Annotated in this window: 25 protein-coding genes and 1 tRNA gene; 13 read left to right on the plus strand and 13 right to left on the minus strand. The window is 62.5% G+C overall.

Annotated features, from left to right (window positions below; genetic code table 11):
- Positions 1 to 8 precede the first annotated feature (8 nt).
- Positions 9 to 680, plus strand: coding sequence for a spermidine synthase family protein (locus tag NKH06_RS11805; protein ID WP_352441750.1), 672 nt, complete (start codon positions 9 to 11; stop codon positions 678 to 680).
- Here NKH06_RS11805 and NKH06_RS11810 read toward each other — a convergent pair.
- From NKH06_RS11810 to NKH06_RS11825, 4 genes are all read right to left on the minus strand, one after another.
- Positions 655 to 1,719: an esterase-like activity of phytase family protein gene (locus NKH06_RS11810; protein WP_352441751.1), complete on the minus strand. Its 1,065-nt coding sequence runs from the start codon at positions 1,717 to 1,719 to the stop codon at positions 655 to 657. The genes NKH06_RS11805 and NKH06_RS11810 overlap by 26 nt on opposite strands.
- The gene (gene cobT, locus NKH06_RS11815) at positions 1,716 to 3,617 is read right to left on the minus strand and encodes a cobaltochelatase subunit CobT (RefSeq protein ID WP_352441752.1); all 1,902 of its coding nucleotides are present in this window, start codon (positions 3,615 to 3,617) and stop codon (positions 1,716 to 1,718) included. Before cobT ends, NKH06_RS11810 begins: the two co-directional genes overlap by 4 nt.
- Before the next feature lie 11 nt (positions 3,618 to 3,628).
- Complete coding sequence (gene cobS, locus NKH06_RS11820) at positions 3,629 to 4,615, minus strand: cobaltochelatase subunit CobS (RefSeq protein WP_352893116.1); 987 nt, start codon at positions 4,613 to 4,615, stop codon at positions 3,629 to 3,631.
- 123 nt (positions 4,616 to 4,738) lie between these two features.
- Entirely contained in the window at positions 4,739 to 5,368 is a 630-nt protein-coding gene (locus NKH06_RS11825) for a J domain-containing protein (RefSeq protein ID WP_032909134.1), read from the minus strand.
- Between the two features lie 181 nt (positions 5,369 to 5,549).
- On the opposite strand from NKH06_RS11825, the gene NKH06_RS11830 reads away from it, so the two are divergent.
- Complete coding sequence (locus tag NKH06_RS11830; RefSeq protein WP_013529365.1) at positions 5,550 to 5,852, plus strand: BolA family protein; 303 nt, start codon at positions 5,550 to 5,552, stop codon at positions 5,850 to 5,852.
- 30 nt (positions 5,853 to 5,882) lie between these two features.
- Here NKH06_RS11830 and NKH06_RS11835 read toward each other — a convergent pair whose 3' ends face one another.
- A complete protein-coding gene (locus tag NKH06_RS11835) occupies positions 5,883 to 7,436 on the minus strand; it encodes an acetolactate synthase large subunit (protein ID WP_352893118.1) in 1,554 nt (517 codons plus the stop codon).
- A gap of 100 nt (positions 7,437 to 7,536) precedes the next feature.
- Complete coding sequence (locus NKH06_RS11840; protein ID WP_352441754.1) at positions 7,537 to 8,343, minus strand: alpha/beta hydrolase; 807 nt, start codon at positions 8,341 to 8,343, stop codon at positions 7,537 to 7,539.
- Between the two features lie 241 nt (positions 8,344 to 8,584).
- On the opposite strand from NKH06_RS11840, the gene NKH06_RS11845 reads away from it, so the two are divergent.
- Genes NKH06_RS11845 through NKH06_RS11855 form a run of 3 tightly spaced genes read left to right on the plus strand, consistent with a single transcriptional unit; the run spans position 8,585 to position 13,413 of the window.
- On the plus strand, positions 8,585 to 10,534 hold the full coding sequence (locus tag NKH06_RS11845; protein ID WP_352441755.1) for a PrkA family serine protein kinase: 1,950 nt from the start codon (positions 8,585 to 8,587) through the stop codon (positions 10,532 to 10,534).
- A gap of 17 nt (positions 10,535 to 10,551) precedes the next feature.
- Entirely contained in the window at positions 10,552 to 11,862 is a 1,311-nt protein-coding gene (locus NKH06_RS11850) for a YeaH/YhbH family protein (protein WP_352441756.1), read from the plus strand.
- Positions 11,863 to 11,871: 9 nt separating this feature from the next.
- Complete coding sequence (locus NKH06_RS11855; protein ID WP_023811068.1) at positions 11,872 to 13,413, plus strand: SpoVR family protein; 1,542 nt, start codon at positions 11,872 to 11,874, stop codon at positions 13,411 to 13,413.
- Positions 13,414 to 13,437: 24 nt separating this feature from the next.
- Here the strand turns inward: NKH06_RS11855 and NKH06_RS11860 are convergent, their stop codons facing one another.
- The 3 genes from NKH06_RS11860 to NKH06_RS11870 are packed head-to-tail and all read right to left on the minus strand — an operon-like array spanning position 13,438 to position 16,072.
- On the minus strand, positions 13,438 to 14,331 hold the full coding sequence (locus NKH06_RS11860) for an HlyC/CorC family transporter (protein WP_352441757.1): 894 nt from the start codon (positions 14,329 to 14,331) through the stop codon (positions 13,438 to 13,440).
- The gene (gene aroB / locus NKH06_RS11865) at positions 14,328 to 15,464 is read right to left on the minus strand and encodes a 3-dehydroquinate synthase (protein WP_352893121.1); all 1,137 of its coding nucleotides are present in this window, start codon (positions 15,462 to 15,464) and stop codon (positions 14,328 to 14,330) included. The genes NKH06_RS11860 and aroB overlap by 4 nt, the downstream gene beginning before the upstream one ends.
- Positions 15,461 to 16,072, minus strand: a complete 612-nt coding sequence (locus NKH06_RS11870; protein WP_023811065.1) for a shikimate kinase — start codon at positions 16,070 to 16,072, stop codon at positions 15,461 to 15,463. The genes aroB and NKH06_RS11870 overlap by 4 nt, the downstream gene beginning before the upstream one ends.
- A 210-nt stretch (positions 16,073 to 16,282) precedes the next feature.
- Here NKH06_RS11870 and NKH06_RS11875 point away from each other — a divergent pair, with 210 nt between their 5' ends.
- From NKH06_RS11875 to NKH06_RS11895, 5 genes are all read left to right on the plus strand, one after another.
- Positions 16,283 to 16,435, plus strand: coding sequence for a hypothetical protein (locus NKH06_RS11875; protein ID WP_013529356.1), 153 nt, complete (start codon positions 16,283 to 16,285; stop codon positions 16,433 to 16,435).
- A 17-nt stretch (positions 16,436 to 16,452) separates the two neighbouring features.
- Positions 16,453 to 17,370, plus strand: a complete 918-nt coding sequence (locus tag NKH06_RS11880; RefSeq protein WP_352893124.1) for a site-specific tyrosine recombinase XerD — start codon at positions 16,453 to 16,455, stop codon at positions 17,368 to 17,370.
- 98 nt (positions 17,371 to 17,468) lie between these two features.
- On the plus strand, positions 17,469 to 18,419 hold the full coding sequence (locus tag NKH06_RS11885) for an acetyl-CoA carboxylase carboxyltransferase subunit alpha (protein ID WP_352893131.1): 951 nt from the start codon (positions 17,469 to 17,471) through the stop codon (positions 18,417 to 18,419).
- 217 nt (positions 18,420 to 18,636) lie between these two features.
- On the plus strand, positions 18,637 to 19,935 hold the full coding sequence (locus NKH06_RS11890; RefSeq protein WP_352893126.1) for a L,D-transpeptidase family protein: 1,299 nt from the start codon (positions 18,637 to 18,639) through the stop codon (positions 19,933 to 19,935).
- Between the two features lie 8 nt (positions 19,936 to 19,943).
- Positions 19,944 to 20,186, plus strand: a complete 243-nt coding sequence (locus tag NKH06_RS11895; protein ID WP_023811061.1) for a sulfurtransferase TusA family protein — start codon at positions 19,944 to 19,946, stop codon at positions 20,184 to 20,186.
- 3 nt (positions 20,187 to 20,189) lie between these two features.
- Here NKH06_RS11895 and NKH06_RS11900 read toward each other — a convergent pair whose 3' ends face one another.
- Complete coding sequence (locus NKH06_RS11900) at positions 20,190 to 21,299, minus strand: CobW family GTP-binding protein (RefSeq protein ID WP_352893127.1); 1,110 nt, start codon at positions 21,297 to 21,299, stop codon at positions 20,190 to 20,192.
- Between the two features lie 3 nt (positions 21,300 to 21,302).
- The gene (locus tag NKH06_RS11905) at positions 21,303 to 22,466 is read right to left on the minus strand and encodes a D-alanyl-D-alanine carboxypeptidase family protein (RefSeq protein ID WP_352893129.1); all 1,164 of its coding nucleotides are present in this window, start codon (positions 22,464 to 22,466) and stop codon (positions 21,303 to 21,305) included.
- A gap of 211 nt (positions 22,467 to 22,677) precedes the next feature.
- On the opposite strand from NKH06_RS11905, the gene NKH06_RS11910 reads away from it, so the two are divergent.
- The 3 genes from NKH06_RS11910 (at position 22,678) to NKH06_RS11920 (ending at position 24,674) form a co-directional block, all read left to right on the plus strand.
- A complete protein-coding gene (locus NKH06_RS11910; RefSeq protein WP_352441763.1) occupies positions 22,678 to 23,841 on the plus strand; it encodes a M20 aminoacylase family protein in 1,164 nt (387 codons plus the stop codon).
- Positions 23,842 to 23,924: 83 nt separating this feature from the next.
- Positions 23,925 to 24,001, plus strand: a tRNA-Arg gene (locus NKH06_RS11915).
- Between the two features lie 112 nt (positions 24,002 to 24,113).
- Positions 24,114 to 24,674 carry a cytochrome b gene (locus NKH06_RS11920; protein ID WP_352774771.1) on the plus strand — a complete coding sequence of 187 codons (561 nt, stop codon included), beginning with the start codon at positions 24,114 to 24,116 and terminating at the stop codon, positions 24,672 to 24,674.
- A 172-nt stretch (positions 24,675 to 24,846) separates the two neighbouring features.
- Here the strand turns inward: NKH06_RS11920 and NKH06_RS11925 are convergent, their stop codons facing one another.
- Together NKH06_RS11925 and NKH06_RS11930 are read right to left on the minus strand one after the other, a co-directional pair.
- The gene (locus tag NKH06_RS11925) at positions 24,847 to 25,200 is read right to left on the minus strand and encodes a cupin domain-containing protein (protein ID WP_024503728.1); all 354 of its coding nucleotides are present in this window, start codon (positions 25,198 to 25,200) and stop codon (positions 24,847 to 24,849) included.
- A 339-nt stretch (positions 25,201 to 25,539) separates the two neighbouring features.
- Positions 25,540 to 26,433 carry a sugar phosphate isomerase/epimerase family protein gene (locus NKH06_RS11930; RefSeq protein ID WP_023811055.1) on the minus strand — a complete coding sequence of 298 codons (894 nt, stop codon included), beginning with the start codon at positions 26,431 to 26,433 and terminating at the stop codon, positions 25,540 to 25,542.
- Positions 26,434 to 26,614: the final 181 nt, after the last annotated feature.

Raw genomic sequence — 26,614 nt, forward strand, 5'->3', positions numbered from 1 at the left:
CAAAGATCATGATCCCGTGGGTCCAGCTCGATTCGGCCAAGATCCCGGATGGCGCACAAGAACTTCGCCTCAAGCGGCGCGGCACCGAATTCTCGATCATGCTGGGCACCAACGAACTGATGAACAGCCGCCTCAGCGGTTCCGAGGAAGCGCTGGCAAAACTGTCCTGCGAGCGGATTGCCGGCCAGAGCCGGCCCACAATCCTGATCGGTGGGCTTGGCATGGGTTTTACCTTGCGCGCCGCACTCACAGAATTGGCCAATGATGCCGGAATAGTCGTCGCCGAACTGGTGCCCGCCGTCGTCGCCTGGGCACGTGGCCCGATGGCCGAAATCTTTGACGGCTGTCTCGACGATCCTCGCGTCACCATCCAGGAAACCGATGTCGGGCAGTTGATCCGGTCGCGGCCCGCGGCCTGGGACGCCATTCTGCTCGATGTCGACAACGGCCCGGAAGGCATCGTCCACAAATCCAACGACGCACTTTACAGCGTGCACGGCCTCGCAGCCGCACGCAGCGCCCTGAAACCCGGCGGCGTGCTGGCAGTGTGGTCGCAAGGCCCCGACATCGGCTTCACGCGGCGGCTGAAGCAGGCAGGCTTCGGGGTCGAAGAGGTCAGTACGCGCGCCAACGGCAAGCGTGGCGCCCGCCATGTCATCTGGATCGCCACCAGGACGTAAAGCCGGCGGGCTCATCCTGGTGGAGAATGAATTCCAGATAGAGGTTGCGCTGCAGGATCGAGTGGTTGTCGTCGGAGATCAGCGACACCATCAGCGCGCCGTCGCCGCGGGTCCAGACGTCGAGCCCTTCCATATTGTCGATCTGGTAGCCCATGTCGGCCTCCAGCAGCACCGGCCCGTCGGCGACCGCGCCCTTCTCGACGCTTTCGCCATAGATGCGCCGCAGCCGCATCTTGACGCCGCTGGCCATCGAGAAACTGCGCTCCAGAAGCAATAGGTCGCCATCCGGCAGGAAGGCCCCGTCGGTAATGTCGAAATCGCCATTGCGCTTGACGGTAAAGACGCCCTTGTGCGGTCCTTCGATGATGGCGGCATAGATGTTGCCGGCCTTGTCCAGGCTCTTCTCGGAGACCACGACTAGGCCGCCCTCATGCTGGCCGTTGGCATTGGCGTGGGTGACGGTCTCGAAGCCGCGATTCTGACGCAGCTCGCGGGCCGGAACGGCGAAATCCAGCGGCTTGAAGGGTGCCTTCATGTCGTTGGAGTCGATCTTGAACTGGGCGACGCGGTGGCTGCGCTCGAAGCCGACGGTGGCGATGCCGTCCTTGACCGCGAGACCTTCCGCATCGACCTCCCATTTCCTGTCGATCGGCCGGCCGGTCTGGTCGACCATCTGCTGCATGCGGAAATTCTGGATGCCGGAGGGTCGCTTTTCCGCGTCGCGGACCACCGTGCCGAAGAACCAGAAGCCGGTGTCGGCAACGCCGATGAAGTCACCGCCGGCTTTCAGGAAGCGGAAGGCCGACAGCGCGCCGAAATCGCGTGTCGGCGAGGTCATCTCCAGCCCGCCGACGAATTCGAACGGGCCGAACTGCTTGCCGGCACGGCCAATGTGGAATTCGGTGATCGGGCGGGCCGAGATTTCGACCGGTTCGACAGAACTAGAGTCGGCCGAACCGGCTGCCGCCGAAGCCACGCCGGAAAGCAGGGCGACGGCGGCGAAAAGCGTCTGCTGAAAGCCGCAGCGCCTGGAAATCATCCGGCGCGCCGCATACCACCGCCGCGTCGCGTATCCTTCGCGCTTTCCTCGGCGAACAGCGAAGCCAACTGCTCGGTCATGGCGCCGGCCAGTTCCTCGGCATCGACGATGGTGACAGCCCGGCGGTAGTAGCGCGTGACGTCGTGGCCGATGCCGATGGCCAGCAGTTCCACCGGCGAACGCGTCTCGATCAGCTCGATGACGGCGCGCAGATGGCGCTCGAGATAATTGCCCGGATTGACCGACAGCGTCGAATCGTCGACCGGCGCCCCGTCCGAGATCATCATCAGGATCTTGCGCTGCTCGGGCCGGGCGATCAGCCGGTTGTGCGCCCACAGCAGCGCCTCGCCGTCGATATTTTCCTTGAGCAGGCCTTCGCGCATCATCAGGCCGAGATTGCGCCGTGCCCGCCGCCACGGATGGTCGGCGGACTTGTAGATGATGTGGCGCAGATCGTTGAGCCGGCCAGGATTCGGCGGCTTGCCGTCCTTCAGCCATTTCTCGCGCGCCTGCCCGCCCTTCCAGGCCCGCGTGGTGAAACCGAGGATCTCGACCGAGACGCCGCAACGCTCCAGCGTGCGGGCCAATATGTCGGCGCAGGTTGCCGCGACCGTGATCGGCCGGCCGCGCATCGAGCCGGAATTGTCGAGCACCAGCGTCACCACCGTGTCGCGAAATTTGGTGTCGCGCTCCTGCTTGAACGACAGCGGCTGCATCGGGTCGATGACGACCCGCACCAGCCTTGCCGGGTCGAGGTAACCTTCTTCCAGGTCGAAATCCCAGGAGCGGTTCTGTTGTGCCATCAGGCGACGCTGCAGCCGGTTGGCCAACCGCCCGACGACGCCGGACAGATTGGCCAGCTGCTTGTCGAGGAAGGCGCGCAGCCGGTCGAGCTCTTCTTCTTCGCACAGCTCCTCGGCCCCGACCGTCTCGTCGAAAGCCGTGGTGAAGACCTTGTAGTCGATCTCCTTCGGCAGATTGGTGAAGGGATTGTCGTTGCGGCGCGCCTCGCCGGGCGTTTCGGCATCGGCGTCGTCATCGTCGGACAGGTCGTCCGCGGTGGCGTCGGAGGCTTCGGTCTCGGCCGACTGTTCGTCATCGGCCGAAGCTTCGGCGTCCTCGGACTGCGACTGCTCGGAGCCGGAATCCTCTTCGCCGCCCTCCTCGCTCTGCTCCTCGCCTTGCGGCTGGTTGTCGTCATTGTCCTCGGAATCTTCCGTCTCCTGGTCGTCGCCGAGCTCCTCGGCCATTTCCATGGAGGCGAGCATCTCGCGCACGACCCGGGCGAACGCCTGCTGGTCGCCGAGCTTGGCCGACAACCCGTCGAGATCGGCCTTGGCCTTTTCCTCGACCCAAGGGCGCCAGAGTTCGACCAGCCGCTCGCCGCTTTTCGGGATCGGACGGCCGGTGAGCTTCTCGCGCACCATCAGGGCGAGTGCTTCCTCGATCGGCGCGTCGGCTTTGTCCTTGACGTCGACGAGGTTGGCCTTGGCGTATTTGTCCTCCAGCATCGAGCCGATATTGTCGGCGACGCCTTGCATGGCGCGTGAGCCTATCGCCTCGACGCGAGCCTGTTCGACCGCGTCATAGATGGCGCGGGCCGCCTTGCCTTCCGGCGCCAGCTTGGTGTGGATGCGCACATCGTGGCAGGCGCGCTTCAGCGCCATGGAATCGCCGAGGCCGCGGGTGATCGCGATATCGGTCTTCGACGCCTTCTTCGGCAATTCTGGCAGACGCGCACGGCTGCCGGCGAGCGCCGGCCGGTCCTTGGCGAAGCCGACCTCCAGCTCCTTGTCGCCGGCGATGGCGCGCATGCAGACGGTGACGGCGCGCTTGAAGCTGTCGGCTTCAGAACCCGTCTTCGACTTGTTGCGCGTGTTGTCGCCCGGACCCGCCATCGAGACTCTGCTTAGCCCAGCACCACGTTGGCGGCGCTCTCGGGCAGATCCTCGCCAAAGGCGCGCTGGTAGAACTCGGCCACCACCGAGCGTTCCAGTTCATCGCACTTGTTGAGGAAGGTCAGCCGGAACGACATGCCGATATTGCCGAATATCTCGGCATTCTCGGCCCAGGTGATCACGGTGCGCGGGCTCATCACGGTCGACAGATCGCCGTTGATGAAGGCCGAACGCGTCATGTCGGCGACGCGCACCATCTTGTTGACGATGTCCTTGCCCTTGCTGTCGCGATAGTGCTTGGCCTTGGCCAGCACGATGGCGACTTCATTGTCGTGCGGCAAATAGTTCAGCGTGGTGACGATCGACCAGCGGTCCATCTGCGCCTGGTTGATCTGCTGGGTGCCGTGATAGAGGCCAGTGGTGTCGCCGAGGCCGACCGTGTTGGCGGTCGAGAACAACCGGAAGGCCGGATGCGGGCGGATGACCCGGCTCTGGTCGAGCAGCGTCAGCCGGCCCGACGATTCCAGCACGCGCTGGATGACGAACATCACATCCGGACGGCCGGCATCGTACTCGTCGAAGCACAGAGCGACATTGTGCTGGTAGGCCCAGGGCAGGATGCCGTCGCGGAATTCGGTGATCTGCAGGCCATCCTTGACGACGATCGCGTCCTTGCCGACGAGATCGATACGGCTGACATGACTGTCGAGATTGACGCGCACACAAGGCCAGTTAAGCCGGGCGGCAACCTGTTCGATATGGGTCGACTTGCCGGTGCCGTGATAGCCCGACACCATGACGCGGCGGTTGTAGGCAAAGCCCGCAAGGATCGCCATCGTCGTGTTCTTGTCGAAGAGATAGTCCGGGTCGATGTCGGGCACATGCTCCGATGTCACCGAATAGGCCGGTACCACCATCTTGGACTCGAAGCCGAATTTCTCCTTCACCGACACCGTCGTGTCGGGCAGGTTGGCGATGTCACGATCGACCTTGTTCATATCTCTCAACGTCTCCACGGGCGAAACGTCTGATTTCGCCGGCAATCGATTTTGTCCGGGGGCGGTCTTAGAGCCTTTTCCAACCTTATGAAAGTTGGAAAACGACACGAACCGTATGGCCGCTCAGCACAGGCCCGCCTGTTTGAGCACGCGATAGGCCTGCAGCACATCGCGGAACCGGTCTTCCGAACCTCTGTCGCCACCATTCGCATCCGGATGGTGCTGTTTCACCAGTTCCTTATAGCGCGCCTTGATCTCCTTGCCAGTCGCCTTTGTATCAAGGCCAAGCGTTTCCAGCGCCTTGGCCTCAAGCGGCTTGGCCTTGCGCTCGCGCGCCTCGCGCGGATCCTTCGGTCCCTTGAACAGGTCGAACGGGTCGCGCATGCGGTTATAGTAGCCGGCCCGGCCGGAACGCATCTGGGCCATATCGGGCGACGACCGCGTCGAGGCCCCGTTGGCGCCCATCTTCCAGGTCGGCCGGTGCCCGGTCATGGCTTCCTTCTGGAAGCGCGCGACCTCGGTGTCCGGCACGCCGGAAAAGTAGTTGAAGCCCTTGTTGTACTCGCGCACATGATCGAAGCAGAAATGGAAATACTCGCCCTCCTTCATGCGCCCGACCGGCGCACGATGGGTGCCCGCTTCCTTGCAGCCGTCCCACTGGCAGATCGGCGAGTGCGACTTCAGCTCCGCGTCCTTGTCGGGGCGGACGCGAATCTTCTCGAAATATTTGGGGTACGGCTTCATCTTACCCATTTATGGGGCGTTCGCAGATGCGAAACAAGAATTGACATTTTCGCGATCATCGCCCTAACCGCTGAATCGCGGCATAAAGCAGGCGAATGGCGGATTTTGTTGCACGGCGGCGGCCCCTCGCGAAACCGATTTTCGGTTTCCAGGCTGAGATGCCAGCGATATTTGGTGAAGGGAGATGGCGATGTCCATACAGGCGACCATGGAAGACAAGCTCAATAAGGCATTTTCGCCGGACAGGCTGGTCATCATCAACGAGAGCCATCTCCATGCCGGCCACCACCATCACGGCTCCGACCATCACGGCACTTACGACGGCACCGGCGAGACGCATTTTCGCGTCCGCGTCGTCGCTTCCGCCTTTGCCGGCATGAGCCGCATCGACCGTCACCGCGCCGTCAATGAACTGCTTGCCGATGAATTGAAGGCCGGCGTGCACGCGCTGGCGATCGAACCGGCGGCTCCCGGCGAAAAGACCCGCTGGTAGCTCGGTTCCGCCTATCGTTTTTCGCCGCGCTCAGAGCACCGCTTCGATGAGGAACGGCCCGCGCCGTGACAGCGCGCTGTCCAGCAGCGCCTCGAAGCGCTCGCACGTATCGGCGCGGGCCGCCTCCACGCCCATGCCTTTGGCCAGCGACACCCAGTCGAGCGAGGGATAGTCGAGGTCGAGCATGCGCCTGGCGTTCTCGCCGATGGCGCCGACGCCGACATTCTTCATCTCGCCATGCAGGATCGCATAGGTTCGGTTGGAAAACACGATCGTCACCACGTCGAGCTTTTCCCGCGCCTGCGTCCACAATCCCTGCACCGTGTACATCCCGCTGCCATCGGCCTCGAGATTGATCACCTTGCGGTCCGGACAGGCGATTGCCGCCCCGGTCGCCATCGGGATGCCGCCGCCGATCGATCCGCCCGTGCCCATCATGTAGTCGTGCGGCGCTGCAAAGGCCGACAGCGCGAAGAAACGCCTGGCCGAGGTGACCGCTTCATCGCAAATGATTGCATCGGCCGGCAGTTTGCGCGCCACCGACAGCGCGATCGCATCTTCCGTCAGCTTGCCGCTCGGCGTTGCCTCGTCCGGAAAAGCGGCCGCGACGACCTGTCGTTTCGGCGGCTTGATGCCAAGTTCGTCGCGAAGCGCCTCCAGCGCCGCATGCAGATCTTCGCCATGGGCGGCCAGTGTCAGCACCTCGCCGCCTTCCCGAACGAGCCGTCCCGGTTTTCCCGGATAGGCGAAGAAGGCAACCGGCTCCTTCGCGCCGACCAGGATCAGAACATCGACATCCCTGAGCACAGCCATCGCCGCGTCGACCGGATAGGGGATGCGGGCCGGCGCGACACGCCCGCGCCCGCGTTGCATCCGTGCGATCAGAACCTCGCCGAACAGCCGGACGTCGCTGCCCGTCGAGATTTGCCCGGCGATGGCGAGCGCATCGGCGCGTGCGGCCTTTCCGCGAACGATCATGCCTGCCCGGCCCGGAGCGGCACGGATCGCCGCGGCGACCTTGCGCACGGCGTCCATATCGACGGCCGGCGCTGGCACCAGCGTCACCTTGCCGACCGAAACCGCGTCGACTTCGCCCCAGGCGGCATCCGCCGGCAGGATCATCGTCGCGACGCCGGGTGGTGTCAGCGAGGCGCGAAAGGCTGCTTCAGCTGCCGGCGCGATATCGGCCGGGCCCTTGACGCGGCCGACCCAGTTGGACATCGGCGCCGCAAGGCTTTCGATATCGCTGGTGAGCGGGGCATCGAGCGGCAGATGGTAAGAGGCGTGGTCGCCGACGATGTTGATCATCGGGCTGAAGGCACGCCGGGCATTGTGCATGTTGGCGAGACCGTTGGCCAGGCCGGGACCGGTATGCAGCAGCGTCGCGGCCGGCCGATCGGTCATCCGCGCATAGCCATCGGCGGCCCCGGTCACCACCCCCTCGAACAGCCCGAGCACGCAACGCATTTTCGGCTTGTGGTCAAGTGCTGCAACGAAGTGCATTTCGGAGGTGCCGGGATTGGCGAAGCAGACTGTCACATCATTGGCCAGAAGCACGTCACACAGGGCATCGGCGCCGTTCATGCAATTCCCTCCCGCTCACGATCGAAGAGCACTTGCACCCGGGCGCGCCCGCACAGCAATGTCCCGCCGCCACTTTTGATCTGATCCAGTGCCGTAAAGATCAGCCAACAGCCGATTTCAGGAATGCCAGCGCGGCCGCGGTCAGCGCGTCGCCATCCTCGCCGAAATCCCGATTGATCGACATATGCGTGTAGGCGCTGCCGTCGAACAGCGTAACCTTGGTGCCCGTCGCGCGCAGGCGCTCGGCAAAGGCCTTGGAGTCCTCGCCGCGGCCAGGGGCGCGCGAATAGGCAATGAACGTCGGCGGGTGCCTGCGGCCGTCGACATGGCTGGCCGGCGACAGTGCCGCCCATTGCGCGGGATCGGAAAAGACGCGGGCATAGGCCCGCACCATGCCGCCCTTCTTGGCAAGTGCTGCAAGATCATAGGCCCTGGTGTCGTCGAGAATGAGCGCAGCTATGCCGGGCAACCCGCCGCGCATGCCGGTCAGCGCAATCAGATGGCAGCCGGCCGAATGGCCCATGCCGACGATGCGGTTGGGATCGCCGCCATGCCGGGCGATGTTGGCCCTGATGTAGGCGTAGGCCTTTTCGACGTCACCGGCCTGGGTGGCGACATCGGCCTGCGGCAACATGCGGTAATCGATGGAGACGAAGCAGAAGCCGTTGGCGAGCAGGAAGGCCGGTTTGGCGTCGACCTGACTGCGTTTGCCAAACTGCCAGGTGCCGCCATGAACGAAAAACACGACCGGCAGGCCCATTGCACCATCGGGCGCATAGATGTCGAGCTTGGCCGGCCCGTAGTCTAAGGTTTTTGGCGTGGGTCGGCGTGTTTCCGACGCGGCCGATGCTTCCAATGGCAGCATCGCCGCCACCGAGGCCATGATCAGGCTTCGTCGATCGATCATCACTGTCTCCTGACGAGGCAAGACTGCACGCGGCGGCCCCAGCCGTCCAGTCAGGGATTCGCCACACACCCGCTACCCGCGCTGAATACCGCTCCGCACCGAGCGCCTTGATCCCGGAGTGGCCTCAAATCCTTATGATCGTAGCCACCTCTTCACATGAAGGGAACAAACGGTACCCCCCGACAGTTGAATGCGAGGTGAGCCGAATGGAAGCCACAGCGGCTCCGAGGGCAAAAGCATCATGCGAGAGAACCAGTCTGACGTCTTCGATCTGTTTTCGGAAATTTACACCAACGCGACGCAGGAAGAGATCAGCATCCAGCAATATCTCCTTGCCTGCCGCGAGGACAAGTCGATGTATGCCTCAGCGCCTGAACGGATGGTCGAGGCGATCGGCGAGCCGAACCTGGTCGACACCAGCAAGGATGAGCGGCTCGGCCGCATATTCTCCAACCGGACCCTGAAAGTGTACCCCTCCTTTGCCGATTTCTATGGCATGGAGGACACAATCGAGCGCATCGCCGGCTATTTTCGCTATGCGTCGCAGGGGCTCGAGGAACGCAAGCAAATCCTCTATTTGCTCGGCCCGGTCGGCGGCGGCAAATCGTCCCTTGCCGAGCGGCTGAAGAAGTTGATGGAGCAGCGCCCGATCTACACGCTGAAGGTCGGCAACCAGGTCAGCCCGGTTTTCGAATCGCCGCTGGGCCTTTTCCATCCCGATCGCATGGGCGACCTGCTGGAGGATAAATACGGCATTGCCCGACGCCGGTTGAATGGGCTCATTTCGCCATGGGCGGCCAAGCGCCTCGACGAACTCTCCGGCGACATTTCCAAGTTCAGCGTCGTCAAGCTGATGCCTTCGCGACTGCGCCAGATCGGCATCGCCAAGACCGAGCCCGGCGACGAGAACAATCAGGACGTTTCGGCCCTGGTCGGCAAGGTAGATATCCGGCAATTGGAAAATTTCAGCCAATCCGATCCGGACGCCTATTCCTATAGTGGCGGACTGAACCGGACCACCCAGGGCCTGCTTGAATTCGTCGAAATGTTCAAGGCGCCTATCAAGGTCCTGCATCCGCTGCTGACCGCCACCCAGGAAGGCAGCTACAACGGCACCGAAAATTTCGGCGCCTTTCCCTATCAGGGGATCATCGTGGCTCATTCCAACGAGTCGGAATGGCTGCAGTTCAAGAACAACAAGAACAATGAGGCTTTTCTCGATCGCATCCTCGTGGTCAAGGTGCCGTATTGCCTGCGGATAACCGAAGAGCGGCAGATCTACGAGAAACTGCTGCGGGAGAGCGAATTGGCCGCCAGTCCCTGCGCTCCAGAGGTGCTGGACATCCTCAGCCGGTTTACCGTCTCGACCCGGTTGGCCGAGCACGACAATTCGCCGCTCTACACCAAGATGCGCGCCTATGATGGCGAGAACCTCAAGGAAGTCGACCCCAAGGCCAAGTCGGTTCAGGAATATCGGGACGCCGCGGGCGTCGACGAGGGCATGGCCGGCGTCAGCACGCGCTTTGCCTTCAAGATCCTGTCGCAGACCTTCAACTATGACACCGAAGAGGTGGCCGCCGACCCCGTGCATCTCATGTACATCCTGGAGGAGGCAATCAAGCGCGAACAGTTTCCGAAGGAGACGGAAGCCGCCTATCTGGAGTTCATCAAGTCCGAGCTGGCCGCGCGGTATGCCGAATTCATCGGCCATGAGATCCAGAAAGCCTATCTGGAATCGTACAGCGAGTACGGCCAGAATCTTTTCGACCGCTACATCGCCTATGCCGACGCCTGGATCGAAGACCAGGACTACAAGGATCCCGACACCGGCCAGATCCTCAACCGCGAGGTTTTGGACAACGAGCTTTCGCAGGTCGAAAAACCGGCCGGCATCGCCAATCCCAAGGACTTCCGCAACGAGGTTGTGAAATTCACGCTGCGCGCCCGTGCAAGAAACCATGGCCGCAACCCGGCGTGGACAAGTTACGAAAAGCTGCGGGAAGTCATCGAGAAACGCATGTTCGGCCAGGTCGAGGACCTCCTGCCGGTGATCAGTTTCGGCTCCAAGCAGGACAGCGTCACGGAAAAGCGGCACAATGAATTCGTGCAGCGGATGGTCGAGCGCGGCTACACCGAGCGGCAGGTTCGTCGCCTTGTGGACTGGTACATGCGGGTGAACAGGGCGGGTTAGAGAACCCGGATGGTTCCATGCCGATCTTCATCGACCGCCGCCTGAACCCGAAAGACAAGAGTCTCGGCAATCGCCAGCGCTTCCTCCGACGCGCGCGCGAGGAATTGAAGCGGAGCATACGCGACCAGATCCGCACCGGCAGGATTGCCGACGCGGATTCCGAGCACGCCGTGCGCATGCCCGAAAGAGGCACAAGCGAGCCGAGCTTCAACAACGCCGGCGACACCGGCAGGCGTCAGCACATCTTGCCGGGCAACAGGCATTTCTCCGCCGGAGACCTGATCCCCAAGCCCGGCGGAGGCGGCGGGGGAGCATCGTCCCCGGGAAACAAGGCATCAGAGGACGACTTTCGTTTCGTACTGTCGCGCGAGGAAGTGCTCGATCTGTTCTTCGAGGATCTCGAGCTCCCGGACATGGTCAAGCTCAACCTCAAGGAGATCCTTGCCTTCAAGCCGCGCAGAGCCGGCTTCGCCGCCACCGGTTCGCCGACCAACATCAATGTCGGCCGCACGATGCGCAACAGCCACGGCCGCCGCATTGCGCTGAGGCGCCCCAAGCAGGTCGAACTGGATGTCCTCCTCGAGGAAATCGCCTCGCTCGAGTCGGCGCCATCCAGCGTCGACGCGCGCCAGCGTATCGCGGCATTGCGCGAAGAGCTTGACCGGCTGGAACGACGCCGCCGCCGGATTGCCTATGTCGATCCGGTCGACATCCGCTTCAACCGCTTCGATTCCCGGCCGGTGCCGAACGCCAATGCCGTCATGTTCTGTCTGATGGACGTGTCCGGGTCCATGGGCGAGCGCGAGAAGGATCTGGCCAAGCGTTTCTTCGTGCTGCTGCACCTGTTCTTGAAACGACGCTACGACCGCATCGAGATTGTCTTCATCCGCCACACGCACCTGGCTCAGGAGGTCGACGAGGAGACATTTTTCTACAACACCCAAAGCGGCGGCACCGTCGTTTCCACCGCGCTGGAGGAAATGCACCGTATTATCGCCAGCCGTTACCCGGCCCACGACTGGAACATCTATGCCGCCCAGGCCTCGGACGGCGACAATTTCGCCGGCGATTCAGAGCGATGCATTTCGCTGCTCAACGGCGAACTCATGCGGCTGTGCCAATATTTTGCCTATGTCGAGATCATCGACGAGCGTGAAGCCCATATTTTCGGCTCGACCGAAAACGGGACGTCGCTGTGGCGTGCCTATAACGCCATCGACCAGAAGTGGCCGAACTTCCAGATGAGCCGCATCGCCACACCCGCCGATATCTACCCGGTCTTTCGCCAGCTCTTCGGCAGGCAGCCGGCCTCCCTCAAGAGAGCGTGAGGGTTCCCGATGGCCAGACAAGCGAGCAAATCCAGTCTGCTTTTCTCAGGGTCAGACTGGGATTTCAAAACATTGTCGCGGGCCTATGACGCGATCGAGGCACTTGCGGTCGAAGAGCTTCATCTGGACACCTATCCCGTTCAGATGGAGATCATCTCGTCGCAACAAATGCTCGACGCCTATTCGTCCATCGGCATGCCATTGATGTACCGTCACTGGTCTTTCGGCAAACATTTCCTCCACCAGGATCTGCTCTATCGCAAAGGCGGGCGAGGGCTTGCCTATGAACTGGTCATCAATTCCAATCCCTGCATCGTCTATCTGATGGAGGAAAACACCATGGCCCTGCAGGCCTTGGTGACGGCCCATGCAGCGCTCGGGCACAATCATTTCTTCAAGAACAATCAGCTGTTCAAACAGTGGACGGATGCGGGTGCGATCCTCGGCTACCTGGACTTCGCCAAGGGCTACATAGTCCGTTGCGAGGAGCGGCACGGCCTCGCCGCCGTCGAGGCTGTTCTCGATTCCGCTCACGCGCTGATGGATCAGGGCGTGTTTCGCTATCACCGGCCGCCGAGGCTGTCGTCCGAACGGCAACGCGAAGGAATTCGCGAGCGTCTCGAATACGAGGAGCGCTCCTACAACGACTTGTGGCGTACGCTGCCGCCTTCCCAGCAAGCGACCAACGAAAAGGGCCAGGACCCGGAGCGGAAGAAATCGCTCAACCTGCCTGAGGAAAACCTGCTCTATTTCCTGGAAAAGAACAGCCCGGTCCTGGAGCCCTGGCAGCGTGAGATCATCAGGATCGTCCGCGTCATCGCGCAATATTTTTACCCGCAACGGCAAACACAGGTGATGAACGAAGGCTGTGCCACTTTCGTGCACTATACGCTGATGAACATGCTGTTCGACCGCGGCCAGATCAGCGAAGGCGCCATGCTCGAAATCCTGCGCAATCATTCCAACGTGGTCTTTCAGCCGGCCTTCGACGATCCGCGCTTTTCAGGCATCAACCCCTATGCTCTCGGCCTCGACATGATGCAGGACATTCAGCGCATCTCGACCAAACCCACGGCCGAGGACCGCGATTGGTTTCCCGACATCGCCGGCCAGGGCAACTGGCGCGAGGTCCTGCTTGACGCATGGGCCGATCATCGCGACGAATCGTTTATCCGCCAGTACCTCAGTCCGGCCATGATCCGGAAATGGCGGTTTTTTGTGCTCGGCGACGCTGCCGACCAACCGCATTGTCAGGTCACCTCGATCCACGACGAGCGCGGCTACCGCAAGATACGCGACGCGCTCGCCAACAGTTACGATCTCGGCGCGAACCGGCCGGACATTCAGGTGGTGGATGTCGATCTGCTCGGCGACCGCCATTTGCGGCTGCAGCACAAGGTCAATGACGGCATCCTTCTCGAGGATGCCAGCCGCGACGCCACGCTTCGTCACATTCGCAGGCTTTGGGGCTATGAAGTCAGCCTGGCCGCCATAGATGCCGAGACCGGCGCGACGATCCACGAACGCTCGACCAGCCAGATCGCCGGATGACGTGCCCCGGCCTCCCTGCGCGTATCAGGTGTCGCCGGCTGGCCTGATCCTCAGCCTTGCGATCCGGTTCTTGTCGCGTTTCATCACGACGAAGCGCTTGCCGTGGAACGTAAAAGCCTGCTTCTCCTCGGGGATCGATTGCGTCTCGTGGATGACGAGGCCGGCAATGGTGGTGGCCTCCTCATCCGGCAGGTTCCAGTCGAGAGCCCGGTTGAGGTCACGGATGGGCACCGTGCCGTCGACGACGACGGAGCCGTCGGCCTCCTGCTTGACGCCCTGTATGTCGACATCATGCTCGTCGGCGATCTCGCCGACGATCTCCTCGATAATGTCCTCCAGCGTCACCAGCCCTTCGACCTCGCCATATTCGTCGACCACGACGGCGAAATGCGCCTTGCGGCGAAGGAAGGCGTTGAGCTGTTCCTGCAAGGTCGTGGTGTCGGGCACGAACCAGGGTTTCGAGGCGATCTTCATCACGTCGATCCGGGAGAAATCGTTGCCGACTTCGTTCAAGGCGCGCAGCAGATCCTTTGCATGCAGCACGCCGACGATGTTGTCGAGCGAGCCTTTCCACAGCGGCATGCGGGTGTGCGGGCTTTGCAAAATCTCGCGCACCACCGCTTCCGGCGCATTGTCCGCATTGACCGAGCGCATGTTGGTGCGGTGGACCATGACGTCGGAGACTTCCAGCTCGGCGAGATCGAACAGCCCGCCGACGCGGTCGCGATCCTCGCGCACCACTTGGCCGTCGCGGCGGAAATCGTCGACCGCACCGCGCAATTCGTCCTGGCTGGAACGCTGCGGCTCGATGCGCGAAAGCTCGTATCCGAACATGGCAAGCAGGCGCGTGCGGACGGCAACGAGCAGCACGATGAGGATGGCAAGGACGGCGACGACGATCCAGCCGGGCTCGTTCATCTCCGGTCGCTTTCCTTTGGGTGATTCTCCCTGAGGAACGACAGCACTTCCGATGCCGGAACATCTTTGGCAATGAAAGCCTGGCCGATGCCGCGCGTCAGGATGAAGGTCAGCGCGCCGCGTGACACCTTCTTGTCCTGGGTGATGAAGGCAAGCAGAGCCTCGGCGTCAGGCAATTCGCCCGGGATGTCGGCTATCCGCCAAGGCAGGCCGACGGCGCGCAGATGCGACTCGACGCGCGCGGCATCGTCGGGGCTGGCCAGATTGAGCCGTGACGAGAACCGGTAGGCCAGCGCCATGCCGATTGCGACGCCTTCGCCATGGACGAGGCGGCTTCCGTCATATTGGGTGGCGGCTTCCAGCGCGTGGCCGAATGTGTGGCCGAGATTGAGCAACGCGCGGTCGCCGGTCTCGAATTCGTCGCGCGCAACCACATCGGCCTTGGCGCGGCAGGCTTCGGCAATAGCCTGCGCCCTCTCCGGCCCGCCGGCAAAAACCTGGACCCAATTCTTTTCCAGCCAGGCGAAAAATTCCGGCCGGTTGATGAGCCCGTATTTGGCGAGTTCGGCATAGCCGGCGCGGAATTCCCTGATCGGCAGCGTGTCGAGCACCCCGGTGTCTGCCAACACCAGTTTCGGCTGATGGAAGACGCCGACAAGGTTCTTGCCGCGTGGGCTGTTGATGCCGGTCTTGCCGCCGACCGAGGAATCGACCTGCGCCAGCAGTGAGGTCGGGATCTGCACGAAATTCATGCCGCGCCGCACGATGCCGGCGGCAAAGCCCGCAAGGTCGCCGATAACGCCGCCGCCGAAGGCGATGACGATGTCGCCGCGCTCCAGTTTCGCAGCCAGAACACCGTCGACCACTTCCTCGAGATGGGCAAAACTCTTGGTCTTCTCGCCGGGCGGCAGCGTGATGATGGCGGGCTGGATGCCACCCGTGTCGAGCCCTGCCTTGAGCGCATCGAGATGCGCTGCCGCGACATTGGCATCGGTGATGACCGCGGCGCGTGTACCCGGCAGGCGGCCCGATATCTCGGCACCCGCGCGGGCCAACAACCCCGAGCCGATCAGAATGTCGTAGGTCCGATCGCCAAGGCGGACTTCGACGACAACGGGTGCATCGATGCTCACGATTCCACCTCGCCCGCCGCCGTCGTCTCATCGATGCCAAAATGCCGGCACAGCGCGTCCACCACCTCGGTCGCGATGACTTCCTTGCGGTCGTCGCGGGTCGGCACGGTGACGTCCGATGTCGCGTAGACCGGATAGCGCTCGCCCATCAGTCGCTCCAGCACGGCGCGCGGATCGGCACTTTTCAACAATGGCCGGTTCTGCTTCTTGGAGACGCGGTCCATCAGAAGATCGAGCTCGGCCTTCAGCCATACCGACACGCCCTGCGCTGCAATCGCCTCGCGCGTCTGCGCATTCATGAAGGCGCCGCCGCCGGTCGACAGCACCTGCGGGCCGTTTTCCAGCACGCGCAGGATGACGCGCTGCTCCAGCGCCCGGAATTCGGTCTCGCCATAGCGCTCGAAAAGTTCCGGAACGGTCATACGCGAGACGCTTTCGATCTCCTGGTCGCTGTCGATGAAGGGCAGCGCCAGCATCGTTGCCACTTTGCGGCCGATCGCCGTCTTGCCGGCGCCCATCAGTCCGACGAAGACGACGGAACGGCTGCCCAGGCGGCCAAGCAACGCGGCGTGGGTCTCGTCTGGAGGATTTGCTGGCAGCGCGTTCATCGGATGTTTCGAAGGCCCTCTTTGCCGGCGTATCGACATGAAAAGCCCGTTTGCGTCAAGCGTGGCAAGTGCCTTGAACCCGATATGGACCGGCAGGGTCTGCATCAGAAGTTGCTAACAGGCCCCAGCTTCTTCCTTGAATTGGCCGGATTGGCGTCCCATAAGGGGACAGGGTTTGGAAACGCAGAACAAGAAGACGGGCGAAAATTGATGCCGACACTGTTTCGCTTTGTCGTGGTAACAGCGATTCTGGCTGGCATTGCCTATGGTACGATGTTCGCGCTGGTGATGTTCGTCGAGCCCAAGAAGGGGGAAATGAGCGTGCGCATCCCTCCGGAAAAGCTGAACCCCAAGAAAAGTTGAATGACAAGAAAAGCTGAATGAACAGCGCCGCCCGCATCGAAGCCTTTCTGGAAATGATGAGCGCCGAGCGGGGCGCGGCCGAAAACACGCTTTCCTCCTACCGCCGCGACCTCGAAGACGCCTCAAGCGAGATCGATGGCGGGCTCGCCGGCGCGGCCGCCGCCGATATCCGCGCCTATCTCGACGACATTGCCGCCCGCGGCTTTGCAGCCACCTCGCAGGCGCGCAAACTGTCGGCGATCCGTCAGTTCTTCAAATTCCTCTACGCCGAAGGCCTGCGCGGCGATGACCCGACCGGCACGCTGGACAGTCCGAGAAAGGGCCGCCCGCTGCCCAAGACGATGAGCGAGGCCGACACCGGCCGGCTGATCGACCGTGCGGCACTTGAAGCCGGCGATGTCTCGTCGGGCGATGGGGACAGCCTGGCGTCACTGCGCCTGCATGCGCTGGTCGAGGTGCTTTACGCCACCGGCCTGCGCGTTTCCGAGCTGGTCGGCCTGCCGGTGACGGTGGCGCAGCGCGACGACCGTTTCTTTATGGTGCGCGGCAAGGGCGACAAGGAGCGCATGGTGCCGCTCTCCGCCAAGGCGCGCACGGCGATGAAGAGCTGGCTTGCCGCCCGCGCCAGGGTGCCAGCCTTCGCCGACAGTCCGTTCCTGTTTCCGGCCGCCTCCGACAGCGGCTATCTCTCGCGCCAGGTCTTCGCGCGTGACCTGAAAGGGCTGGCGGCAAGGGCCGGCATCGCCTCGGCGAAGATCTCGCCGCACGTGCTGCGCCATGCTTTCGCCAGCCATCTCCTGCAGAACGGCGCCGATCTCCGGGCCGTGCAGCAATTGCTTGGCCATGCCGACATATCGACGACACAGATTTACACCCATGTGCTGGAAGAGCGGCTGGTGCGGTTGGTCAACGATCATCATCCGCTTGCCGACTAGGCCTCATATCGCTATGTGAGGACGACATTTCACCGCCCGGAGCCTTGGATTCAAGGGTTCCGTCAGCCATTGCCTTCGACGTATCGGTCCGCTCACGCATGTACAACTACCTCGATTTCGAAAAGCCGGTGCAGGACCTCGAGGGCAAGATCCTCGAGCTGAAGAAGCTTGCCGAGAACGGCGAGGCGGTTGATGTCGGCGACGAGATCAGCCGTCTCGAGAAGCGCTCCCGCGACGCGCTGCGCGACGCCTACAAGGCGCTGACGCCGTGGCAGAAGGTGCAGGTGGCTCGCCATCCCGACAGGCCGCATTGCGTCGACTATATCAAGGGCCTGTTCACCGATTTCACGCCGCTGGCCGGCGACCGCAATTTCGGTGAGGACCAGGCGATCGTCGGCGGTTTCGCCCGTTTCCGCGGCGAGCCCATTGCCATCATCGGCCAGGAAAAAGGTTCCGACACAGCCAGCCGCCTGAAGCACAATTTCGGATCGGTTCGCCCGGAGGGCTACCGCAAGGCGGTACGGCTGATGGAACTGGCCGACCGCTTCAAGATCCCGCTGCTGACGCTGGTCGACACGGCCGGCGCCTATCCCGGTGTCAACGCTGAAGAGCGCGGCCAGGCGGAGGCTATCGCCCGTTCAACCTCGACCTGCCTCGGCCTGAAAGTACCGTCGATCTCGGTGGTCATCGGCGAAGGTGGTTCGGGCGGAGCCATTGCCATCGCCACCGCCAACCGCGTCTACATGCTCGAACATGCCATCTATTCGGTGATTTCGCCGGAAGGCGCCGCCTCTATCCTGTGGCGCGACACGACGCGATCGAAGGATGCGGCAACCAACATGAAGATCACCGCGCAGGACCTTCTGGAGCTGAAGATCATCGACGCCATCATCCCCGAGCCGCTCGGCGGCGCGCATCGCGGCGCCGAAACCGTGATCGGCGCGGCCGGAGACCTGATCGCCAGGACGATGAAGGACTTTGCCGGCGCCAACACCGATTTCCGCGAGCAGCGCCGCGAAAAATACTTGGCCATGGGCCGCAGTCTCTGACCGCAGGCAGCCTTGCCCGCCACAATGTGGCGGCTACGAGCATTTTTGCCACAAAAATGCCGCTGCATTCGGCTCAATGAGACTGCCGCAGGGGGATGCGTCGGCACTTGCGGTAAGGAATTTGTTAGGGTTAACGGGCTTAGGGTCCGTCGATGCGCAGTGCAGCAGCCGGGGCAGGAAACGTCCTGGCGCCAGAGAAAAGACGATATCCGCAGCCATGTTTATCAAGCTTGCCCGCACCGGAATCCTGATCGCCGCCCTCGGCGTTGCCGGCTGCAACAATTCGTCGATGAAGGATTTCGCGCCGGAGGCCAACAAGCCGCTGCCCGACAAAATCCTCGCCGACATGAGAGCCAGGGGCATGGTCCGCACCTCGTCGGTGATGGCTCGTATCTTCAAGGAAGAAGGCAAGCTCGAGATCTGGAAGGCCAAGACCAACGGCCGCTACGACATGGTCGCCAGCTACGACATCTGCAAATGGTCGGGCAAGCTCGGGCCGAAATACACAGAAGGCGACCGCCAGGCGCCGGAAGGCTTCTACACGGTGCGCCCGGCGCAGATGAATCCGCGCTCGAACTACCATTTGTCCTTCAACATCGGCTATCCCAACGCCTATGACCGCGCCAATGGCCGTACCGGCTCCAATTTGATGGTGCACGGCGCCTGTTCGTCGTCGGGCTGCTATTCGATGACCGATGCGCAGATCGAGCAGATCTATGCCTTCGGCCGCGATGCTTTCCAGGGCGGCCAGACCGAGTTCCAGATCCAGGCGTTTCCGTTCCGCATGACTGCCGCCAACATGGCGCGCTACCGCAACGACCCCAATTACGACTTCTGGAAGATGCTGAAGGTCGGCTACGACAATTTCGAGATCACCAAGGTGCCGCCGAAGGTCGATGTCTGCGAGAAGCGTTATGTCTTCAACCAGGTTGCCGCCGACGGTCAGACATTCGACCCGACCGGCGCTTGCCCGGCGACGACGCAGCCTGATTCGCTGAAGAGCGCCTACAATTCCTACATGAGCACCTACGACGCGGCATTCAGCGGCGCGGTCAAGGCCAGCGTGCCGGCGCCCAAGCCGACCATCGCCGGTATCAAGGAAGCCAGCATCGTCTCCGACTGGTCCAAGCGCCGCGCACGCGGCGAACGCGTGCCGATCGATCCGCCGTCGCTCAACAATGACGGCTCGGTCACCGAGACGGCACGCATGGGCCGCATCGATTCGCCCGCTGGCCGCAAGATGGCGGCCCTCGACGCCGAAAAGGCGGCCAAGCAGAAGGCCGAGGAGCAGAGGCTCGCTGCCATAGAGGCGGCCAAGCAAGCCAAGGAAGCCGCCAAGGCTCAGGCTCTGGCCGAAAAGGAGGCCGAAAAGGCCGCCAAGGAAGCCCCTGTCGCCACCGCGACCATCGCGGCCCCTTCGGAAGCGGCACCGATGGCTGAGACGCAAGCGGCGAGTGCCGACGAGAGCCGCGTGACGAAGCTGAAGAACAAGCTGCTCGGCATGTTCGGCGGTTGATTTCGCCCGTGGATGATCGCGCCGCTATTTATGACCTCAAGGGGCTGAACTGCCCCTTGCCCGTGCTCAAGGCCAAGAAGCGCTTGGCCGGGATGCAACCGGGCAGCCGGCTGTGGCTCGAAACCACCGACCCGCTCGCCGTCATAGATATTCCGGCATTCTGCTCCGAGAGTGGCCACCAGTTGATTGAAACGGCGGCGGTCTCCGGCGGCCATCGCTTTCTGATCGAGCGCGGCGAACAGCAATCGTAGAGTTCAACGCCCGGCAATCGCCAGCGGGTTGTTTTCCAGCGCGGCGCGGTCGGGCGTGTCGATCGACGGCCGGTTGGTGAAGGCGGCGAACAGCCTGCGGATATAATCTTCGGGCATATCGAGCGTGATCAGCACCAGCCGCGTGCCGCGCTGGCCATCGGGCCAGGACGGCAATTGCACCGGCGGATGCAGGATCTTCTGTACGCCATGGATCACCAGCGGCCGCGACGGGTCTTCCCTGAGCTCGATGACGCCCTTCATGCGCAGCAGATGCTCGCCATGCGTCGAACGCAGCAGGTCGAGGAACATCTCGATCGCTGAAAACGGCACCGGGCCGTCATGCACCAGCGAATAGGAGCGCACGCGCTGATCGTGACGATGGTCGTGGTCATGGCCATGCTCGTGATCCTGGCCATCATGATGATGGTGATCATGCGCTGCTTCCTCGCCCAGCCAGCGCCGCACATCGGCGGATTTGGTTGCAGGGTTGTAGAGGCCGCAGTCAAACAGCGCCGCCACGCCTGTCTCCGTGTCGCCGGCATCGAGCAGTTCGGCGCCCGGATTGATCTGCCGCAGGCGCGCCCGGAGCATTTCCAACTCATTGGGATCGGCGACCAGATCGGCTTTGCTGAGCACGATGCGATCGGCGACGGCAGCCTGCTTCACCGCCTCGACATGGGCATCGAGCGTGGCATTGCCGTTGACGGCATCGACCAGAGTGATGACGCCGTCGAGCCGGAAGGCCTGGATCAGCGCCGGATGCGCCATGATCGACTGCAGCACCGGCGCCGGGTCGGCAAGGCCGGTGGTTTCGACGATGACGCGGGCAAGCCGGGTAATGCGGCCGGTCTGCAGCCGGTCGACCAGATCGGCCAGCGTATCGACCAGTTCGCCGCGCACCGTGCAGCACAGGCAGCCGTCCGACAGCTGGATGATGCCGTCGGAAGACTGCTCGACCAGCAAATGGTCGATCGCCACCTCGCCGAACTCGTTGATGATCACCGCCGTATCGGCCAGCGCCGGATCTTTCAACAGCCGGTTGAGCAGCGTCGTCTTGCCGGCGCCGAGGAAACCGGTCAGCACCGAGACGGGGATCGGGAAGCCGCTCGCCATTGGCTAGTTCGCAACCTTGGCCGGCTGGTCGCCCTGCGCGGCGGAGCCGGCAATCTTCGGGCCGGTGCCGGCCGGTGCCGGCCTGTCGGGCCGCCAGCTCGGGATCGGCACGTCGGCATATTCCTGGCCGCCCTGGTCGAGGATGGCCTTCGGCGCCGGACCGGTGGCGCCGCCAAGGCCGACGGCAACCAGTGTCGGCACATGGTCGAGCTTTTCCTGATAGGGTGATTTCGGCACGTTCTTGGCGACGACCGGCGGTGCCTCGGACTGCTCCTGCGGCGTCTTCTTCTTGCAGACCTCGTCCTTCATGTCGTTGGGCGAGACGGTGTCGCCATAGGGCGCCAGCGTGGTGACGGTGGCCGAGCCGGCGGCAGGCGCGTCAAAACCTTGATCGAGCAGTTTTGCCGCGGTCTCGGCACGTGTGACGGCCGATTTCTCGCCAAGCACCACCGCCACCAGCGTGCGCCCGTTGCGGGTCGCCGAACCGATCATGTTGAAGCCGGAGGGGCAGACAAAGCCGGTCTTCATGCCATCGGCGCCGGGATAGCGGCCGATCAAGAGATTGTAGTTGGGGATCGCCTTCTTGCCGACGGCAAGGCCTTCGATCGAGAACCACGGCACATATTGCGGAAATTCGCGGCGGATCGCCATCACCAGCACGGCGAGGTCGCGCGCCGTCGTGTACTGGTCCGGCGAAAAAAGCCCGTTCGGATTGACGAAATGCGTGCCGTTCATGCCGAGCCGGGTCGCCTCGGCGTTCATCCGGTCGGCAAAAGCCGCCTGCGAACCGCCGACATTTTCGCCGACGGCCATGGCTATGTCGTTGGCCGATTTGACCAGCATCATCTTCAGCGCGCTGTCGAGCCGCATCACCGAGCCCGGCTTGAAGCCCATCTTGCTTGGCGGCTCGGAAGCGGAGTGTTTGGTCACCTTGATCGGCGAATCAAGCTGGACCTCGCTGGCGGCGATCGCCCGAAAGGTGACATAAGCGGTCATCAGCTTGCTCAGCGACGCCGGATACCAGCGCCTGAACGCGTCCTGATGCTGCAGGATCTTGCCGCTGCCGAGATCGAACACGACCACCGGATTGGCCAGCGCCGGCCCGGCCAGGACCGACAGCGCGATTGTGCCAGCCGAGAATAGTTTGAGGAAATGCCTGTACCGCATGATCAAATCCGAAATCGCCTCTTGCCGTAGTCGCCCCTGGCTCCGTAAGATTTCGTTACGCGATCGCCAGCATATGGTCCGACCCTCAAAAACCGGACCCATTGTTGCGGTGCTATTTACTCTATGTGACGCCAAGATGGCAAAGTGCCTGGCGATCACAATTGCAAGGCAGCGGCCAACGCCGCTGTCCCAACAGCGAGATGGAACCATCATGCCAATCCTGAACCGTGCCGCCGAAATGCAGGACGAAGTTGCCGGCTGGCGCCAGCATCTGCACCAGACGCCAGAACTGAACTTCGACGTCTTCAAGACCGCCGCCTTCGTCACCGAGAAGCTGAAGGCCTTCGGTTGCGACGATGTGGTCACCGGCCTCGGCAAGACCGGCGTGGTCGGCATCATCCGCGGCCGCCAGGGCGAAGGCCCCACAATCGGCCTGCGCGCCGACATGGACGCGCTGCCGCTCAACGAGATATCAGGCAAGCCCTACGCCTCGACCATCCCCGGCAAGATGCACGCCTGCGGCCATGACGGCCACACGGCGATGCTGCTGGGCGCGGCCAAATACCTCGCCGAGACGCGCAACTTCACCGGTTCCGTGGCGGTGATCTTCCAGCCGGCCGAAGAGGGGGGCGGCGGCGGCAACGAGATGGTCAAGGACGGCATGATGGAGCGTTTCGACATCTCCAGGGTGTTCGGCATGCACAACATGCCGGGCCTGCCTGTCGGGCAGTTCGCCATTCGCCCGGGTCCGATCATGGCGGCGACCGCCGAGTTTACCATTACCGTTAGGGGAAAGGGCGGCCACGCGGCGATGCCGCACGGCACGATCGACCCGATCGTCATCACCAGCCAGCTGGTCGGCGCCTTGCAGACGATCGCCTCGCGCAGCACCGACCCGGTCGAGGCCGTGGTGGTGTCGGTGACCAAGTTCCACGCCGGTGACGCCTACAACATCATCCCCGAAACCGCTGAAATCGCCGGCACCGTGCGCACCTTGCGCAAGGAGATCGCCAAGAAGTCCGAAGAGCGCATCCGCAGCATCTGCGACGGGCTGGCGACCGCGTTCGGGGCAAAGATCGAGGTCGACTACCAGGCAAATTACCCCGTGACCTTCAACCACGCGGAAGAGACGGTGTTTGCCGGTGATGTCGCGATGAGTGTCGCCGGCGACGCCCATGTCCACCGCGGCATCCAGCCCGTGATGGGCGGCGAGGATTTCTCCTATATGCTCGAAGCCCGCCCCGGCGCCTTCATCTTCATCGGCAATGGCGACACCGCCGGCCTCCACAACCCGGCCTACGACTTCAACGACGAGGTCATCCCGCACGGCATGAGCTACTGGGTGAAACTGGCGGAAACCGCGCTGGCCGCCTGACGGCGGCAGCGCAAAGCCGGCCGAATTGCCTTCGGCCGGCCTCTTGGCGAAACGATCCGAAGCGGCTATGTGTCTGGCCGCGTGGTCCCGTAGCTCAGTAGGATAGAGCGGCAGATTCCTAATCTGTAGGTCACAGGTTCGATTCCTGTCGGGATCACCATGCTTTTCAACGACTTGGTGAGCCGCCATACTTCTTCACGAAATTGGCCCGCTGGAGCGGATGAAACGATCACGCCCTCCTTCTTGCATTTGACAACAATCGAGCTTCGGATGTGAAGGAGAACCCTCGCCTGCACTGGCATTTCGGCATTCGTCTGTTGCATTGGCTGACCGTGATCGCGCTCGCGGCGCAAATCGCCATTGCCTTTGGGCCGATGGACGGGCCGGGTATGGCGACGATGAACTGGCTTCCGCTTCACATGTCGATCGGCGTGACGATCCTTGCCATCATCGTCCTCAGACTTTGCTGGCGCATCTTTACCCGCGCCCCTGTCAGGCAAGCCTCACGGCCCATGCGGTTTGCGACGGCTTTCTTCCATATGTTTCTCTACGTTGCGATTCTCGCCGTCCTGATAACGGGATGGCTGGGCTACCGGCCAATGCCTTTCATGCCTCCCGCGCGGCTTTTCGGAAACTTGCCTGTGCCGTTGGCGCCGTCCGTCAGCGCGCTTTCGGCAAGGGGATTCGCACTCATCCATGCAAAGCTGGTCTGGGTATTGCTTGGACTTGCCGGTGTTCACATCCTGGCTGCCCTGGTGCATTTCGTGCTGCTGCGCGATGGCGTCATGCGAAGCATTTTCTTCAGCCGGTCGAACACCGCATCGCGGGAATAGAAAATGCCGCTTGCGCATGAGGACGGCTGCTCATGCCGCCTAGCCTACGCGACAAGAGCGACGAACACGCCAAGGTTCAGGCGTGCCGCGCCTGCTCCGGGATGCGGCAGTGATACGGTCCTGCCGTGACAGCAACCGCACCGTTTTCCGCACGCGGGGTCGCCGATCCGCCTCAGCCAACCCTGACGACAAAATGCTTCGTCACCGGCTCGATGATCTTCCAGGTTCCCTTGAAATCCGCTTCCACCACGAAGGCATCGCCGGGGCCGACCTCGACCGGCGTGCCGCCGTCCGGCGTAATGATGATGCGGCCGGCGATCATGTGCACGAACTCATAGTCGGTATAGGTGGCGTGATAGGTGCCGGGCGTCGCGCGCCAGGTGCCCGACAACACCTTGCCGTCCTCGGTCGTGTGCTGGACGGCGGTTTGCATGGTCGGCCTGCCCTCGACGACGATCCAGCCAGCCAGATCGCCGGCGTCCGCGTGTTCGACGGTGCCGAATTTGAGGATTGTCTCGCGTGTCATGTGCTGGGCTCCGTTTGGTGGATTGCGTGGCGTTGTTTGCCTGGCCGGTCAGATAACCGATGCACCTGCCGCGGGCAATGCCGGCGCCAACGGCCGGCACCTTGGCTGACGGTGCATCGAACAAAAAACCCGCCTGTGCGGCGGGTCACTGGCGCAAATCAGCACCATAGGCAAATATGTACCATAGCTGAGGTCACCGGGTCAAGAAAAAATTCCTATCTCGGAAAAAACCGGCGGCACAAAAGCTGCCAAAACGGCTACCACGAGGCCTTTTGTTAATCTGAGTTCGAAACCCAGCCCTGCGGCGCACGCGGCGTCCTTCGGCTCTCGACGGGCGGGTCAGGGTTTGTGCCGCGCCGAGACGAGTTCCGCCTTGCGCCTTGCCGTCTCCATTCCCAGACCGATGAAAGCACGCGCGTGCTTGGCCAGCGCCATGTTGTCCGTCCAGAGATTGCGCCAGATCGCGGTCTTCTTCGACAGGTTCTCATCGACGATTTCCGAAGAGAAGGATTCGAAGCTGAGGTCGTCGCTGTAGCCGATGGCCGTCAGCGCATCGAAGATCGCGGCGAAATCGATATTGCCGGTGCCGAGGAAACCGCGATGGCTCTCGCCGATATGGACATAGCCGATCTTATCGGCGGCATGACGGATGGCCAGCCCGACATCGGCCTCCTCGATGTTCATGTGGAAGGTGTCGAGATGCAGGAAGATGTTGTCCGAGCCGGTGTCCTCGATGAAGGCCAGCCCTTGCGCGGCGGTGTTGAGCAGATTGCTTTCGAAGCGGTTGACGATCTCGAGGTTGAGCGTGACGCCGGCCGCCTTGGCTGTCTCGGCAACCTTGGCCAGCGTGCCGGCACTGCGCTGCCATTGATCGCGCGTCGGCGCCTCGACCTGCAATCCGTGGCTGGTGGAGAGAATGCCGGCGACCTTCCGGCCGCCGAGATCGCGCGTCAGCGCGATGGTGTCGTTGAGGATTTCGACGCCGCGCGCGGCAATCGCCTTGTCGGCGCTCGAAATGTCGCCATCAACAGGCAATCCGATGCTGATCGCCACGCCGAGGCCAAGATCGGCGATGCGCCTGGCAAGCCCGCCGATGTCGACATTGGCGGGGTCGAGATAGGAGAATTCGATGAGGTCGAAGCCGGCCTCCCTGGTGTTGGTCAGCGTGCGCTCGAGATCTGCCTGAGCCGAGCTCGCCGACCAGACGAAAGAATGGATTCCAATACGCGACATCATCGTCTCCGGTGCTGACAAGAGGTGGGGGGGGGGGGGGCCCGACACACCCAAACCAAAAAAAAAAAAAAAAAAAAAAAAAAAAAAAAAAAAAACAAAAAAAAAAAAAAAAAAAAAAAAAAAAAAAAAAAAAAAAAAAAAAAAAAAAAAAAAAAAAAAAAAAAAAAAAAAAAAAAAAAAA

The organism is Mesorhizobium sp. M1342, from assembly GCF_040317955.1.
Taxonomy (GTDB): domain Bacteria; phylum Pseudomonadota; class Alphaproteobacteria; order Rhizobiales; family Rhizobiaceae; genus Mesorhizobium.